Annotated in this window: 13 protein-coding genes; all 13 read right to left on the reverse strand. The window is 48.1% G+C overall.

Features of this window, described 5'->3' with window-relative positions; genetic code table 11:
- Positions 1-19 precede the first annotated feature (19 nt).
- On the reverse strand, positions 20-3,511 hold the full coding sequence (locus I2I11_RS11245) for a hypothetical protein (RefSeq protein WP_196267810.1): 3,492 nt from the start codon (positions 3,509-3,511) through the stop codon (positions 20-22).
- A complete protein-coding gene (locus tag I2I11_RS11250; RefSeq protein WP_230680106.1) occupies positions 3,508-7,209 on the reverse strand; it encodes a sensor histidine kinase in 3,702 nt (1,233 codons plus the stop codon). Before I2I11_RS11250 ends, I2I11_RS11245 begins: the two co-directional genes overlap by 4 nt.
- A gap of 65 nt (positions 7,210-7,274) precedes the next feature.
- Entirely contained in the window at positions 7,275-7,661 is a 387-nt protein-coding gene (locus tag I2I11_RS11255; protein WP_230680109.1) for a DUF983 domain-containing protein, read from the reverse strand.
- Complete coding sequence (locus I2I11_RS11260) at positions 7,658-7,915, reverse strand: hypothetical protein (protein WP_196267811.1); 258 nt, start codon at positions 7,913-7,915, stop codon at positions 7,658-7,660. The genes I2I11_RS11255 and I2I11_RS11260 overlap by 4 nt, the downstream gene beginning before the upstream one ends.
- Before the next feature lie 33 nt (positions 7,916-7,948).
- On the reverse strand, positions 7,949-8,503 hold the full coding sequence (locus I2I11_RS11265) for a DUF420 domain-containing protein (RefSeq protein WP_196267812.1): 555 nt from the start codon (positions 8,501-8,503) through the stop codon (positions 7,949-7,951).
- Positions 8,481-9,140, reverse strand: coding sequence for an SCO family protein (locus I2I11_RS11270; protein ID WP_196267813.1), 660 nt, complete (start codon positions 9,138-9,140; stop codon positions 8,481-8,483). The genes I2I11_RS11265 and I2I11_RS11270 overlap by 23 nt, the downstream gene beginning before the upstream one ends.
- A 15-nt stretch (positions 9,141-9,155) precedes the next feature.
- Entirely contained in the window at positions 9,156-9,503 is a 348-nt protein-coding gene (locus I2I11_RS11275) for a cytochrome C oxidase subunit IV family protein (RefSeq protein ID WP_196267814.1), read from the reverse strand.
- A gap of 85 nt (positions 9,504-9,588) precedes the next feature.
- A complete protein-coding gene (locus I2I11_RS11280; RefSeq protein ID WP_196267815.1) occupies positions 9,589-10,335 on the reverse strand; it encodes a cytochrome c oxidase subunit 3 in 747 nt (248 codons plus the stop codon).
- Between the two features lie 25 nt (positions 10,336-10,360).
- Positions 10,361-10,951 carry a cytochrome c oxidase subunit 3 gene (locus I2I11_RS11285; protein WP_370582968.1) on the reverse strand — a complete coding sequence of 197 codons (591 nt, stop codon included), beginning with the start codon at positions 10,949-10,951 and terminating at the stop codon, positions 10,361-10,363.
- Positions 10,948-11,850, reverse strand: coding sequence for a heme o synthase (gene cyoE / locus I2I11_RS11290; protein ID WP_196267817.1), 903 nt, complete (start codon positions 11,848-11,850; stop codon positions 10,948-10,950). The genes I2I11_RS11285 and cyoE overlap by 4 nt, the downstream gene beginning before the upstream one ends.
- Positions 11,850-12,926 (reverse strand): COX15/CtaA family protein, encoded by a 1,077-nt coding sequence (locus I2I11_RS11295; protein ID WP_196267818.1) that lies wholly within the window; start codon positions 12,924-12,926, stop codon positions 11,850-11,852. The genes cyoE and I2I11_RS11295 overlap by 1 nt, the downstream gene beginning before the upstream one ends.
- 7 nt (positions 12,927-12,933) lie before the next feature.
- The gene (locus I2I11_RS11300) at positions 12,934-14,760 is read right to left on the reverse strand and encodes a cytochrome c oxidase subunit I (RefSeq protein WP_196267819.1); all 1,827 of its coding nucleotides are present in this window, start codon (positions 14,758-14,760) and stop codon (positions 12,934-12,936) included.
- Between the two features lie 17 nt (positions 14,761-14,777).
- Positions 14,778-15,848 (reverse strand): cytochrome c oxidase subunit II, encoded by a 1,071-nt coding sequence (locus I2I11_RS11305; RefSeq protein ID WP_196267820.1) that lies wholly within the window; start codon positions 15,846-15,848, stop codon positions 14,778-14,780.
- Positions 15,849-15,853: the final 5 nt, after the last annotated feature.

The following is a 15,853-nucleotide window of genomic DNA, read 5'->3' on the forward strand; positions in this document are numbered from 1 at the left end:
GCTATTTTTATCTACAATACTAAAACAGCACCGACACCTGTGTACGGCCGGTGTGCACGGCGCCTATGCCATTGGCTTTGCGGCCGTCGTAGTTAAAAGAAAGATTCAGGCCGTTGCTCAGGCGCTGTTGCAGGTTCAGCGACCACGTCATGTTGTTGCCGGGACGTAGCGCGTTCAGTATTTCATAGCCTACATAGGAGTTCATGTCGCCGTCAAAAGCAATGTTTACATAGCGGATATTGCCTGACATAGTGCGTTTGTTTACCTGGCTTAGCTTGGTTTCCAGCCCGAGCTCATGAAAGATGCCTTGCTGCTGGTTATCTGAAGCAGCCAGCACATCCTGCCGGACAGCGAATTGGTACGTACCGGTAAAGCGCAGCTTTGTATTCGGCTGATAAGCCAACTCCGGGGTCAGTTGTTTTGTTTCGATTCTAAAGTTTTTCGAATCAAGAAAGTTAGACTGGTTTTCCCGCACGTTCAGCTCTGAAATTAGTTGTGCACTCAGCACCTCGTTCAGGTTCAGGCGGCCAGTTAAAGTATGGCTGCCTACAATGCGTGTTTCGGTGCCGTTGGCGAGCAACGATTTCTGCTGGTTTTGCTGGAAAGTATACTCTACACCATAGTTGGGATTGCTGCGATTGAAGTATACCGTATTGCGCAGCGACTTAGCCAGTGAAATCAACGACGCATCCTCAAAGCTATCGCTAAAAGGATTGAAGCGGCTTGCCAGGTTATTGTCTGTTGTTTTCTTGTCGATGCTGACAAAGGTAAGTATGGAAAAACGCGATGCAAAGGCCTTCATTCCCGGCTTGCTATGCCAGCTGCGGGGTGTATTGGTAGTCAGGCGGTACGTGAAGTTATTTGTATAGGCATTCACGTATTCGTCGGTGGGCAGGAATATTTTGATGTAGCGCCGCTGGTCTGTGGTTTGCGCCTCCAGGTAATCGTTCAAGTTGTTGGGGTCGCCGCCCTCGCGCAGGTAATGCGTGCCCTGCCCCGGCAGTGTTTCCCGGAAAATAAAGATCTTCTTCAACTCCCGTCCCGTCCCCACCGCATAACTCAACTCCGACCGGAAAGCGCCATCCAGAACGCCCGTGCTCCAGTCTACGCGCGACTGTATGGTTTCCTCCTGTTTGCCATTTGCCAGTTTCAGCTTTCGATAGGTTGCCTGTAGCGCAAGCCTGTTTTCCGGGTTAAACTCAGTTTCCATCAGCGCATTGTAGGTCTGACCAATTTCCGGCAAGCCCATATGCCCGTCGATCGTAGGCTGCCAGTCGGTGCGGTAGCTGTAGTCTGCCCGGAAGCGTGTGCGGGTTGTGTCGCTGCTCTCCACATACAGTAAGTGCTCCTCAAAATACTGCGCAGAGCCAATCACCGAATCCGAACCAAGCGCCGTAATCTTATTCTTATCAAAGCGGTACGTATAGCCCGGCGAGAATTTGCCAAAGTTATACTTCGCCCCCACATCCCCACGATACCACGTAGATTGCCGCTGCGGCTGCTCGCTATCCAGCATAAAAAAGTGGCTCAACAGTTCTAACCGGCCCAGCTGTTTCAGTACATCAACATAATGCTGCACACCATCCACCTGCCCGGCACGGTAGCGGCGGCTAACACGATAGTTGTACAGATTGGCCGCATCTTTCGCAGCTCCTACTGAAAAGTTAAAAATGTGATCGTCGGCTTTGGCTTCGGTATTGGTCAAACTCCAGTCGCGGTCAAATTCAATGGGGCGGTAACGGTCTATCGATGTGAAATTTTCATCCGTATACTCATAGTTCAGCACACTGTTCAGCCGATAGGATTTCAGAAAGGGCAGCAGTTTGTCCTGTACCGTATAGCCGACGCGCACCGCTTTGCCATTATCATCCTGCGCATCTAAGTCAGAAAAGCGATTAACATCGTTTTGTGAACTTGCTCCTTCCACGTAAAAGTTAATACCTTTCTGCAGCTCGTAGTTAGCACCCAGGTTCATCATCTGCTTCTTTTTAGGCGTTGGCAGCACGCGGACCGGTGCATAATTTCCCTGCGGAACGCCGTTGAGGGGCGCCACCCACATGTATACGCGCCCGTTAATGGCACTTGTTGATACCACGTAATCGCCGCGCCCCTGCCCTACTTCCGAGAAACGCATGTTGTAAAAAGCGGAATCCGGGCTGGTTGTGTATACATAAATGGCAGCCATACTTTGCCCGTTGTTGTAGCTGGTATCGCGGCGGGCGTACAGCACCTGGCTTGCATCATAGGGCACCTGTTCGGCACCAGAGGTTACGGCCAATTGCAGGCTGTCGCCTATACTTGCCAGCAGGCGTTTTTCCGAATCGCCCAGGTCCAGGTTCAGCAGGCTGTTGGGGTTATCCGATTCGTTGTAGTAATTGGCGTACACGTTCAGTTTGCCGAGCTGCTGGTAATGGCTCAGGTGATAAATGCCGCGGCTATAGTTCTGGTCCGAATATTCGAAATCGACTTTGATGCGTGTATTTTTGGTGATGACGTGGCGGGTGGTAAAAGTAATCTCGGCCTGATTGTAGTCTATCACATAATCATAGTCGTAGCCACGCATTAGCAATTTACCATCCAGAAATACGCGTTCCGAGTTGGCCAGCACAATGATGAAGCGCTCGTTGTTTGGCCCGGTGAGGCGGTAAGGGCCCAGCACGCCTTCCTGTGTTTGCAGGGTTTGCGAAGCGAATTTTCCTTTTGAAACAGAGGCCGCCACTGTCGTGATTCCCTCCCGCTCCGGCGATTTTCCATTGGTAAATTCAAAAGCGCCGCCCTGCACATTTTTGTAGAACTGCATAAAGTATGACGGCCGGTTGCGCAGCACCACATCTCCTGCCGTGAGCTGCCAGAGCCGGTGTTTGAGCGTGATGTATACTTTGTCGAACTCCTGCAGTTGCTGCGTGTTGCCCTCCGGCTGAAACGGGATATTCTGGTCTGTAATGGCGGCGGTTATACTGATGTCGTCGGTTAATTTACCATCTAACTGTAAATTTAAGGCGGAGTTCACGAATACGTTCTGCGTGTTGCCAAACGAAATACCGCGCGAAATGCTGCCCGTTTTGTTCAGGCCCGGCGTCCGGAAAATCTCCTCTTTGGTGGTTAGGTCCTCCTGGTAGAAATTTTTCTGAAAAGAACTCATCTCCAGTTTGGCCACATCGCGCTTAAAAGCTGGTTTGGTGAGGTTAAGCGGCAACACCCTGAAACATACTAGCACCGAATCCGGCAACGGCATCATTGTCCCTAAAGAATCTATCGCTACCGAATCGGGGGCCGGAAATTGCGTTAACCTAAACTCGTTTGTGGTATAGTTGTAATCAAAAGCGAATTGTTCCTTGCGGGGATGCGAAAACGTTACCGATTCAGGCACCAGTGTAAGCGAATCGAGCGCCTGCGGCTCTGCGCGCACACGCAACCAACGGCAGCGCTGGTTGTTCAGCGGCTGTTGCGCCAACAGCGGCATACTGAACAAATGCAGCGTCAGGAGCAAGTATAAGCCCCGCCTGTTCATACTACGGCCAGCGGCAAAGAAATATAAAACGTGGTGCCCTTCCCTTCCGCCGACTCAAACCAAATGCGGCCTCCTGCATTTTCAATTCCTCGTTTGGCTACTGCCAGGCCAATGCCGGAGCCGGTATACTTGGTGCTGAAGTTTGGAATAAACACTTTACCGCGTATTTCCGCCGGAATGCCGCTGCCATTGTCGCTGATAGAAATCAGTACGGCATTTTTTGCCTCTTCTACCTGCAATGTTACTTTCAGGTGCGGTTTCCGGCTGGCTGGCACTGCTTGTATGGCATTCAGCAGGAGGTTATTAAACGTGCGCACCAGCAGGCTTTCATCTGCCATTACAATCACTGCCTCATCTGGTATCGTGGTTGTCAGTACCGCCGTGGCCGGGTCGTTGTGCAGATCAACGGCTTTTTGCAATGCCGCCGCCACATCCATCAACTCTGATTTGGGTTCAGGCATGGAAGTAAAGCTGGAAAAAGAGGTAGCGATATCGCTTAGGATGTTGATTTGCGTAATGAGCGTGTGCGCTATTTTACTGATAAGCTGTTCTGTATTCGGTTTTTTCTCAGCGATGGCTTTTTGCAGGTACTGTAGCGAGAGCTTCATCGGTGTGAGCGGGTTCTTGATTTCGTGGGCCACCTGCCGGGCCATCTCTCGCCAGGCGGCCTCCTTCTCCTGCATCGCCAGGTCCACCTTGTTCTGCTCCAATGTCAGCAGCATGCGGTTATACTCATTTACCAGCATGCCGATTTCGTCCGCGCCTTCGTAAGCCAGCATTTCATTTTTGCCTGTTAGCGAGGTGCGCTTCAGTTTGCCGGCCAGCATACGCAACGGCACTGTCAGCGCCCGCGAGGCGAAGAATGTCAGTGCCATAAAAAAGATAAACATCACCGTAAAGATGTTCATGGTGGTCGTGATAAGCTCAATCAGCTTCAGATCGAGTTGCTTTTCGGAATCAAAGAATGGAATACCGATAAATCCTTCCAATTCGCCGGGGTTACGTTCGGAGCGCAGTGGCAGGTATACAGCATTAAACCGGAGGTTACCGGCCTGCTCCTCCAGCAACACCCGCAGCGCCTGCCGCTCCGACAAGGCCGCAAAAGCTTCCGGGTTTATCAGTTTGGATAGCAACCCCGCCTCAAAAATGAGCGGCTGGCTCGTAATCTGCAACCTGCCATTCGGGTCGTATAGGTTTATGTCTGCTTCCGAAATAGAAGCCACTTCCTCCACCTTCTCTTTCAGTTCGTCCTTCTCCAGTTTGCCATCGAGCAGCTTGCCCAGGTTTTCCTGTATGGCCTCTCCGCGCTGCTCATAGGTGTTCATCAAATCTTTTTTGTATGAGGCTGTTACCAAACCCGCTGTGGTGATGCTTACCAGCAACAGCGGCAGCAGAATACCAAAGTTGAGAAATATCTGGATTTTAGTGCTGAAGTTAGGGCTGAACTCCTGAATGCGGCGGTGCTGCAGCAACAGGTATAAAAAGCCACAGCCTATCAGGCCTGCAACGAATACCAGAAACAGGAACGAGAAATTAGAAAGCACCTCACGCCCGCCATACTTTTCGGTAGTGATGATCAGGGTTTGCCCGTTTTCTCCTCTGACGCCCAAATGATGGTAGCCTCCCTCGCTGGTTCCCTGCTGGAACAGTTCGGGCTTTGTCACTAATTTCCTGTTAAAGTTGGTTGCATAATCATACTCGCCTTCGCTGTAGCGAAGCTTGGTGCCATCGTAAATAGCATAGCTGAGCATGTCCATCCAATAAGGCTCATTATCCTGATGATCTACCAGAAGCTCCGGTACCACGCTGTTGGGCAACAGCTTTTTTAGCGTAAGCTGCAACACAATTGTACCTTTCTGTACATTGTTTATCGGTACTTCAATCAGTTTCAGGTAAATGCGTGCGTTGAGGCGGGTAGGATCTTTTATCAGGAAAAGGTTATGCCGTTCGGTACGTGTTTGTGGGTTGTCATACTTCCGGCGCAGTTCCTGCAGGGTGGCTGCGGTGGTGTCGGCACTTTCCAGGGTTCTGCCCCGGCTATCAAAAAGCAGCACGCTGGTTTCATACTTGTCGAAGTAATTACGCAGGTATTGCCTCGTGATTTTCCGCTTGATAAAGTCTGCATCAACATAGGGGCCCATCATTTTCATCTGTATCAGGGCATCCGCCGCAATGCTGTCGGCCACATGCTCTATCAGGTATTCTCCCAGCACATCATTGTCTTTCAGCAGCTTATAAGCAAAATCCTGCTTGTACATTTTCAGCTCGCTCTGGTAATGATTGTAAAGGGCGAAAGCTCCCGTCAGGGCACTGATAATCATCACCAGAAAAAAGAACAGGTAGGTGCGGTACGGCGAATTAATGGTATGGCGGTGCTGTGCCGACAACACGATGAGGAACCAGAACAGGGAGCCCAGCAACATTACCGGCAGTAATGGTGAAGCATAAATGGCAGCGAAGAGTATCATTATACCGGCAACCAGGCCAAGCAACTGGTAAGGCCATTGCCCTGCTTCGCGCTGCAGGAGCACCCATAACACGGTAGCCAGCATGTAGGTAAACATACCCAGCGCTATAGTGTGCAGCAGCATCACGCCGTAAATAATAACTTTATACTTTGTAAACGTAAGCGACTGGCTCACATCCAGCACCAGTGGCGAGTTGTGATACACGCCGAAGTAAAACCGGTACAACACCACCAGCAGCAGGTAAAAGCTCACAAAGCACCCCAGCTGCAGCCAGCGATTGTTCGCCGCCGGCAGTTGTTTGAGGTGTGCAAGAACATTATTTTTCCGGAAAAGATATAATCCGCACCCAGCTGTGGTAGCCAGCAACAGCATGTTGAGGGCCAAATCGCCTATGGAGGGCGACCAGAAGGATGCTGCATAGAGTTTCGGATCAAACAACGCCGTTTCGGCAATGGAGAAGGGCAGGTTGAGCAACAATAGCGCTACCCTGAAGCAGATCAGCAGGCTGAGCAGCACGGCCACTCCTTTGTTATACTGCCTGCGCCGCAAAAAATGCCTGCTTAAAACTACGCTGAAAAGCACAAACAAGACAGTACCCAGCGTGAGCAGCCCGAATTGCAGCATCTCGGTACCCGACTGGTTTTTGCCTGCTTTAAAATCAATAGCAAACAGAAAGTGGTTCTGGCGGGAGTATACCTGCGGCAGCCCGGCCCGTGGCTCCAGCACCAGGCGCAAATCCGCCTGCTCAAAAATCTGTTGATACAGCTTTGGGGTGAGATAATTGTTGGTGATACTATAGTTTACCTGCAGCGGAATGTAAACATAGATGGAATAGTAGGGCGTCTGATGAGGCACCACGATAAAGGCGCCATACTTGTTACTGACAACTGCTGGCTGGTGGTAACTACCGGCTAAGTCAAGTTCCGGTATAATGGTGTGGTTAGACCAGAAGATGAGGCGCTTGCCTTTGTAGATAAAGGTGGGATAATGCGTCTGTTGCAACAGATCGGAGAAAGAAACGGTATGCTCTTTTAGCTGGCGGCCTATTCTTTTGGCTTCGGCGCTGGCTTTGTCAATACAATGCTGTGTTCGCTGTGCTATTTGTTCTGCTCTGGCTGTATTATCAGCATAACCGGGCTTGGAAATGAGATTGAAGTGAAGCGCGGCTGTGGCTGCAAAACACAGGAGCGCAGCAAATAAAATTACAATAAGGGCTATCTTCCGGTTCAAATCAGGTTCTTTTATCCACCAATTTAAGCAAAACGCAAGATAACCACCAGAATTTCAGCTCCGGATTAGCGCTTGCTGTCGACCGGGTTATACTTTATCCCTCCAAAGAAATAGAGCATCAGAATACGCGCATACCGAAACAGCACAGGCGTAGAAAGAACGATGATGGTGGTTACCACCGCCAGGTATACCCACATAGGCGGATCGTTTGCCAGGTAGAAGAGCAAAATTCCGGCCACGAGTACAATGCCTACTGAAAAACCGTAGCTGATGTACATGGCTCCCCAGAAAAAGCCAACCTCCACTTCGTAATACAGGCCGCATACAGGGCAACTCTCATACATGTGATCAAACCTGCGCAGGTTCCAGGCAGCATGCGTAAACACCTCTCCTTGACGGCAACGCGGGCAACGACATTGAAGTATAGCTACTACCGTAGAGCGGTTGCTCATGCTTTCTTCTTATGGTTGCTTCTATACCACAAAAAGCCAACAATGCCAATCAGCACGTAGGGCGCCACCATCAGGTACAGAATGCCCGTGTTCAGGCCTGTGCCCACCTGGTTATCTGATTCCTCATGACCCTTTCCGGCATTGGATTCTACCGTTGCCTGGCACATGGCGCACTGGCTGTAAGCATCTGTGGTCTGAAATGTCAGTACAAATACGGTGGCAAGTACAAAAATAAATTTATTAAGTAGCTTCATCTTTTGTTAAACATTTAAAGTAGCCAACAGGTTTCAGGCATAGTATGGCGAGATGAGCAGGTATACGAGTACGCCGGTAACTGCCACGTAGAGCCATATCGGGAAAGTCCAGCGGGAGATGCGGCGATGGCGCACCAACTGATCCGTGATGCCGTAGTATACCGACAGCAGCACCAGCGGCACAATCACTACGGCCAGTACAATATGTGTGAGTAGTATAAAATAGTAAACATACTTCAGCAGCCCTTCCCCGCCATACAGCGTCCTTTCGCCCAGCAGGTGGTACACCACATACGACACCAGAAAAACTGCCGACAAACCGAAAGCCGTCAGCATAGAAGCACGGTGCACTTTGATATTTCCCCTTCTGATATTCACGTAACCTGTCACCAGTACTATAGCTGTCAGGAAATTAACAGACGCATAAAAAGGAGGCAGAAAGGACACATCAACTTTAGCCCCTCCATCTTTGGGTATAAAAAACAGAAGCGCAATCAGCACCGGAATAACGACAGAGAGCGCTGCAATCAGGGTCAGGAACTTACGTTCTCTGGCCGGCGTAATCTTATTTGCTTTTACTGTATTCATCAAGCAGCACGTTTATTTCCATTATCAGCCTGTCTATTTCGCCAGTGTCGGTACCATCATAAATTCCGCGTACATGATGGACTCTGTCCACCAGCATAACTTTCCCGCTGTAAACTGGCGCTTTGGGCGCCATTGGTAACGAAAACCCTTCGCTGGCCAGGCGGTATATCTTTTCGCGGGAGCCGGTTAAAAATAGCCATTGCGCAGGCTTTGCACCATACTGAGTAGCATACTTCTGCAGCACTTCCAAAGAATCCGGGTCCGGCTCAATCGTGAAGGATGCAATCCTGACCTGTGGTTTATTTTCAAAAGTTTCCTGCACGCGCATCAGTTGCGAGGCCACCTGCCGGCAAACGGATGAGCAGTTTGTATTGAAGAAGCTTGCTACATACAGTCCGTTACCTGCCAGCTCCTGCTGCGTTACAACTTCTCCTTTCAGGTTGGTCAGCTGAAAGTCGGGAACACGACTGAATACGGTATCTCCCTTTGCTGTGCGGACCACTTCACCGGCCTGGTTGTATTCCGGCAAATAGGTTCTCAAGGTGAAATGCTGTTCGCCGAAAATAACGACAAATGCAAAAAAAAGAAGAGGCACTAATAACAGCGTTGCCAGTATTAGTGCCTTGAGGTTCTTCATGTAAGGATAGTTTATCTATTTGAAGTAGTTGGTGACTGATTCGAAGTAATAACTTCCTTCAGAAATCAGGGCTACCATCAGCCACGTTATAAGCGCCATCGGAAGAAGGATTGTCCAGATCAGGGACTTGGTTTCATGCTTCAAATGCATGAATTCTCCTACAATGTAAAATGCTTTAAGTATGGTAAGAATAATAAAAATAGAGTTTCTTACAGTACTGGCCTCCATGGTAAAAGCAATCACGAACTCAAGTGCCGTAATGGCTACCAGTATAATAAAAGTCCGCCAGATGGCTTTCGTTTGTGGCTTTGGAACCTCTCCTGTATGCTCAAAATCGTGTGCGTGATCAGTATGCATGGCCATAGTGTTGCTATTTTGTTTAACCCTTTGTATTGCGTTTTTACTTTTATAGTTTACGAAACAAACGGCTCAGGTTTTAAAATCTTTATTAAATCAGATAGAAGAAAGTAAATACAAATACCCATACCAGGTCTACAAAGTGCCAGTAAAGGCCCACTTTTTCTACCATCTCGTAATGACCGCGTTTCTGGTAAGTGCCATTCACCGTATTTATAAACATAATGATCAGCAGGATAACACCGGAAAATACGTGTGTACCGTGGAAGCCTGTAATGAAAAAGAACAGGTCGGCAAACAAAGGCGGGCCATACTGGTTTATTGTTAAATTAGCGCCAAATATATGCGTTCCGTTAGACAAAATCATGCCCTCCTCTGTACCGGATATAAAGTGAGACCATTCCAATGCCTGGCAACCCAGGAAGGTACTTCCAAACAATATTGTCCACAACAACCACTTCTGCACATCGTTCTTATCCATACGATGACCGGCTTCTACGGCAAGCACCATGGTTACAGAGCTTAGGATCAGAATCATGGTCATTAATGCCACAAAAGCCAGAGGCAGGTCTAAGCCATGAAATCCGGGGAAAGCATTAAAAACCTTCTCCGGGATGGGCCACCATTCCTGCGAAAAGGTGAATGCTTCCGGTGTGCCTGTATATGGCAGGTTTTTGTGGCGCGACAGACCATAAACAATAAGGAATGAACCAAACGTAAACGCATCCGACAGCAGGAAAAACCACATCATGAGTTTTCCATAGCTCGCTTTGAATGGCTCGTTACCGCCATCCCATGTGCCTGTGTTTGGCTTTTCCAGCGTAGTTGAAGTAGACATAGTTTATATAATGATAAAAGCGTGTTTAGTGATTAAGCAATAAGAAGAAGTACAAATATAGCCAAAGTCCTCCTAAAAAGTGCCAGTATATGGTACATAACTGTATACGCAGCATTTTCTTAGAGTGTATCTTATACCTCAGGCTCGAGGCCAGCACAATCAGTAAAAAAATCAGGCCGGTAATAATATGGAAGCCATGCACTCCCGTCAGCACATAAATAAACGAGCCGGCAGGATTTGCGCCTGAACCACCAAAATAGATGTTGTTTTGCACCAAATCGCCCCAGGCATACCATTGCCCTATCAAAAAGGCAGTACCGAGCCCGACCGTCAGGAGGAGCATCATTTTAAGCGTACCCAGGTTATTCTTTTTTGCTGAGAAATAAGCCAACTGCATTGTTATACTGCTCAGCACGATAATAGCACTGTTCAAGGCCAGGATAGACGGTAAATCAAACTCCAGCCAGTTTCCCTCCGCACGTCTTACTATGTAGGCGCTTGTGAAGGCTGCAAACATCATAATAATACTAATAATAATCAACCAAAGGGCAAATTTTAACGGGTGCACACCGGCTGCGTCGTTGGCATCCTCATTAATTTTGGCAACCATACTCATATATTTACTTTATCTAAAACAAAAGCTATCTGCACAATCGGCAGGTATAAAAAAGAACCGAACATGATGGTCATAGCTGCTTTTTTAGAACAGGTACGCATCAGGTAAAATGTTTGCGCCAGAAACAGCACCCCGCATACTACCGCAATAAGCGCTGATGTGGGCCCCGTCATGCCAAACTGCAACGGGAGCAGGCTCAGGGGAATCAGCAGCAACGTATAAATCATTATCTGGATAGCTGTTTTCAGGTTTTTGCCACCGGCCATCGGCAGCATCTTAAAGCCTGCTTTCTTATAATCATCATCCAGCACCCAGGCAATAGCCCAAAAGTGCGGAAACTGCCATATAAATTGTATTCCGAACAATATCCATGCCTCTACTCCTATTACACCAGTAGCAGCAACCCAACCAATCAGGGGTGGCAAGCCGCCGGGAATAGCGCCGATAAAGACGCAAATCGGGCTCACGCGCTTCATCGGCGTATAAACGAAGCCATAAAGAATGAGCGAAACAAGCGAGAGCACTGCCGTGAGCACGTTAAAGCACAGGGCAAGTATAGCCAGCCCCGCTATACCCAGCAACACACAGTAAACGATAGCTTCTGTTATGGAGACCTGACCTGCTGGCAGCGGGCGTTTGGCTGTACGCTTCATCAGCTTATCCAAATCGCGCTCCAGTACCTGGTTGATGATATTTGCCGAACCTGTAACCAGCAAACCACCCAGCATCACCAGGAAAATATTCAGGTAGCTGGCATTAGTCTGGCCTAACACATACCCGATGGCACTCGAAAAAGCAACTACTAAGCTTAATCTGAACTTCAAAAGTTTAAAATACGCTGCCGCTTTATGTACCATAAAACTTAGTGGCAGTAGCGATTCCGATTGTTGCGTTAACATTAATGAGAAATTACCACCGACTTATTAAATGCCTTTTGTGAGGCATAATGATTTATAATCAATAACTGAAACTGCACGCCAAACAGCAATGCTGCTACAGTTAAATGTACGGGCTGCAGCACTGGCGGGATAGCAAAATAAGCCATGATGATGCCTGCCAGTATCTCCATGCCTACCAGCACCAGCATCAGGCTCGCCAGTTTAGATATACTATGATCCTGCAACTTATAGATGAGAAAAGCCAGGTATACGTGCAGTCCCAATATCACAATAGAAAAGGACCGATGGATGTAAAAATCCATTCCGAGCTTATCTATCCATAGATCTCTGTTTGCCCCATTCAGGTTATAAGCTATTAGATCTACCTGCTCGCGCACCTGTGTTCCCAACAGAATCTGCCCGAAAGTTAAAATGGCTACCACCCATAACAGACGCTGCACCTTGGGTGAGTAGCTGAAGTGCTTTATCAGCTGCTCCTTACCGGCTCTGGCTACTGCATATTGCAGCAGGGCCACCAGTATCAGCGCCAGCGCCATGTGTATGGTAACCGTTACTGGCAACAGATTAGTAGAAACGACAATGGAACCCAGCCACCCCTGCAATATTACAAGTATAAAACAGGCTAGCGCGATAAAGAAAATAGCGCCATCTGCTTTGAGGAATGGATAAGCATAAACCAGCGTCAGGAAAATAAAGATGCCGATAAGAACTCCTACCAGCCTGTTTATGTATTCAATCCAGGTTTTAGTCGGGTTAAATGCTGTTTCCAGGTATTGGCTTGGGTGTGAAAAGATAGCTGCAGAAACCTTCTCAAACCCCAAATTATGCAGGCTTGCCGCTAACCGCTGGTTCTTTTCTATACGCTTCTGCTTATAAACCTCCAGGTAATCAGCAGGTAATTGCGAGACATCAGTCGGAGGAACCCAGTTGCCAAAGCACCTGGGCCAGTCGGGACAACCCATGCCGGACCCGGTGCTTCGCACGATTCCTCCTACCAATATCAAAAAGTATACTGCAATAACGGTCAGTATGCCGATATTCTTGAATCTTTTTACCTGGAAAGGTTTAATAGCCATGCCCAGCTTATTCTAAGTCTCTCTCCTGCGGCATATTAGACGATTGCGTCTGGGAGAAAGGAACTGTTTGCGGAATATAGTCTTCTGGCGCACCCGGCTTGCTATAGTCGTATGGCCACCTGTATACTGTTGGAAGCGGTCCCGGCCAGTTACCATGACCCGGAAGCACCGGAGTAGTCCACTCAAGCGTGTTGGAGTGCCATGGGTTCTCGGTTGCCCGGCGCCCTCTCAGAATACTGTAAATAAAGTTGAACAGGAAGATGAATTGTGCTGAAAACCCAATTATTGCCGCAAGGCTGATAAAAGTGTTCAGGTCTGTAAACGTGTTGAATGATTCAAAACCTGTCCAAGCATAATAGCGTCTTGGGAAACCGGCAATACCAATATAGTGCATCGGCATGAACACCAGGTATACCGCAATAAATGTCATCCAGAAATGCACGGCACCTAATTTTTCATCCATCATACGGCCAAACATTTTCGGGAACCAGTGGTATACGCCTGTAAACATACCGAAGAAAGCCGCCGCACCCATTACTAGGTGAAAGTGAGCTACTACAAAGTATGTATCATGCAGTTGAATATCCAGTGCAGAGTTACCGAGTATAATACCTGTCAATCCACCGGAAATAAACAACGATACGAAGCCTACTGCGAACAGCATGGCCGTAGTGAAACGGATATTTCCTCTCCACAGCGTAGCAAGCCAGTTAAAGACTTTTACCGCAGACGGCACCGCAATAATCAGCGTCAGGAACATGAAAACTGAGCCCAGGAACGGGTTCATACCTGTAACGAACATGTGGTGCGCCCATACTACGAAAGACAGCACAGAGATGCCCAACAAAGAGCCGATCATGGCACGGTAACCGAAAATAGGCTTGCGCGAGTTAGTTGCAATTACTTCTGATACAATTCCGAAAGCCGGCAGAATAACAATGTATACTTCCGGGTGCCCCAGGAACCAGAACAAGTGCTGGAACAGGATTGGGGTACCACCAGAGTGAGCAAGTGCTTCTCCAGCAATGTATATGTCTGATAAGAAAAAGCTGGTACCGAAGCTACGGTCAAAAATCAACAGCAGGGCAGCAGAAAACAGTACCGGGAAAGACAATACACCTAATATTGCTGTGAGCAGCAACGCCCATATTGTAAGCGGCAGCTTCGTCATCGACATACCTCTTGTCCGCAGGTTGATAACGGTTGTAATATAGTTAATACCTGCCAGCAACTGCGATACAATAAAGAGAGCCATGCTTATCAGCCACAGTGTCATACCTGTGCCCGATCCTTTTATAGCCTGCGGAAGAGCACTAAGTGGCGGATATACTGTCCAGCCACCGGCAGCTGGACCTGTTTCGATAAATAAAGAGGAAAGCATGATAATGCTGGCCAGGAAAAAAATCCAGAAAGATAGCATATTCATGAACCCTGATGCCATATCACGGGCGCCAATCTGCAGCGGAATTAAAAAGTTTGCAAATGTTCCGCTCAGGCCAGCTGTCAGCACGAAAAATATCATAATGGTACCGTGCATGGTTACCATAGCCAGGTAAAATTCCGGATCTATTTTACCGTTTGTTACCCAGCCCCCCAGAATCGGCTCCAGGAAAGTATAGGTTGCTTCGGGCCATCCCAGCTGCATGCGGAACAGGATAGACAGGAAACCACCTATAAAGGCCCACATAATTCCCATAAACAGGAATTGTTTGGCAATTACTTTATGATCCTGGCTGAAAATATACTTTTCGAAAAAATTCTGGTGGTGATGTTCTTCATGCTCCTCATGTGCATGATGTACATCTGTATTGATAGATAGATCTGTACTTGCCATTTCTAGGTATTTAAATGCTACAACGCTGTTTTAACTTCTTCTGCTTTACCTTCAGCTCTTTTCTCAAGAGCTAATTGCTTTTTAGCACCATCAGAGAATTTAGCCAGTAAGTCCGGGTTTTGCTCCACAAAAGGCTTTTGTTCTGCCTTCCATTTTTCATAATCTTCCGGCTCATCTACAACCACGACCATGCGCATGGCAAAATGGCCTCGGCCACAGACCTCTGTACAGGCCAGTTCATAGATAAAATCCGGGTTTCCGGTTTCAGTCCGCATCTCTTCTGTTGTTTTGGTCGGCACAAACCAGAACTTGGTTGGCATACCAGGCACTGCATCCATTTTCAGGCGGAACTGCGGCATAAACACACTATGGATAACGTCTCTGGCTCTAATCTTGAACAATACGGGCTTGCCTTTGGGCACATGCAGTTCCAGTGCCGTAAAGTCGTCCATAGAGTTTTTATCGCTGAAGTCTATGCCAAATTCATTAACAGCATCTATCAGCGTATACTTGGCCACTCCTAACTTGCCATCTGCACCCGGGTAGCGGATCATCCAGTTAAACTGTTTTCCCATTACTTCAATCACTTCAGCATTCTCAGGAGAAGCACTGGTGATTTTAGTCCAGGTTTTCCAGCCACCAAACACCAGCAAGGCCATTACTATAGCAGGAATCATCGTCCAGACAATTTCCAGCTTGTTGTTATGCGGGTAATAGTACGCGCGCTTGTCGTCGCGGTGCTGATACCGGTAAGCATAGAAAAACAGCAGCACCTGCGTAATGACAAACACAATGCCGATGATGATCATTGTGGTCCAGAATAGGCTGTCAGTCCACTCGCCATGCACCGAAGCGATAGGCTGGTTCATATCATCCCAGGAGGCACTGAACGACCAGATAAAAGCGGCTCCTCCCAGTATAAGGAAGAGCAACATCAAGGTACTATTTACACGATTACTGGTTTTGGTAGTACCGGCCGCCCGCTCAGAAGAACCTCTGAAGATAGAAGCCAATGTACCTATCCTAAACAGCAGGAACAGGATAACCAGTAATAAGAAAATGGATAAACCTATAGCGAATGCAATCATTATAT

This window comes from Pontibacter rufus, from assembly GCF_015694705.1.
GTDB lineage: Bacteria > Bacteroidota > Bacteroidia > Cytophagales > Hymenobacteraceae > Pontibacter > Pontibacter rufus.

Excerpts from the sequence above, each read along its gene's own strand:
- I2I11_RS11245 (WP_196267810.1), bottom strand. The coding sequence starts at position 3,511 with ATGAACAGGCGGGGCTTATACTTGCTCCTGACGCTGCATTTGTTCAGT.
- I2I11_RS11255 (WP_230680109.1), bottom strand. The coding sequence starts at position 7,661 with ATGAGCAACCGCTCTACGGTAGTAGCTATACTTCAATGTCGTTGCCCG.
- I2I11_RS11260 (WP_196267811.1), bottom strand. The coding sequence starts at position 7,915 with ATGAAGCTACTTAATAAATTTATTTTTGTACTTGCCACCGTATTTGTA.
- I2I11_RS11265 (WP_196267812.1), bottom strand. The coding sequence starts at position 8,503 with ATGAATACAGTAAAAGCAAATAAGATTACGCCGGCCAGAGAACGTAAG.
- I2I11_RS11270 (WP_196267813.1), bottom strand. The coding sequence starts at position 9,140 with ATGAAGAACCTCAAGGCACTAATACTGGCAACGCTGTTATTAGTGCCT.
- I2I11_RS11275 (WP_196267814.1), bottom strand. The coding sequence starts at position 9,503 with ATGGCCATGCATACTGATCACGCACACGATTTTGAGCATACAGGAGAG.
- I2I11_RS11280 (WP_196267815.1), bottom strand. The coding sequence starts at position 10,335 with ATGTCTACTTCAACTACGCTGGAAAAGCCAAACACAGGCACATGGGAT.
- I2I11_RS11285 (WP_370582968.1), bottom strand. The coding sequence starts at position 10,951 with ATGAGTATGGTTGCCAAAATTAATGAGGATGCCAACGACGCAGCCGGT.
- cyoE (WP_196267817.1), bottom strand. The coding sequence starts at position 11,850 with ATGTTAACGCAACAATCGGAATCGCTACTGCCACTAAGTTTTATGGTA.
- I2I11_RS11295 (WP_196267818.1), bottom strand. The coding sequence starts at position 12,926 with ATGGCTATTAAACCTTTCCAGGTAAAAAGATTCAAGAATATCGGCATA.
- I2I11_RS11300 (WP_196267819.1), bottom strand. The coding sequence starts at position 14,760 with ATGGCAAGTACAGATCTATCTATCAATACAGATGTACATCATGCACAT.
- I2I11_RS11305 (WP_196267820.1), bottom strand. The coding sequence starts at position 15,848 with ATGATTGCATTCGCTATAGGTTTATCCATTTTCTTATTACTGGTTATC.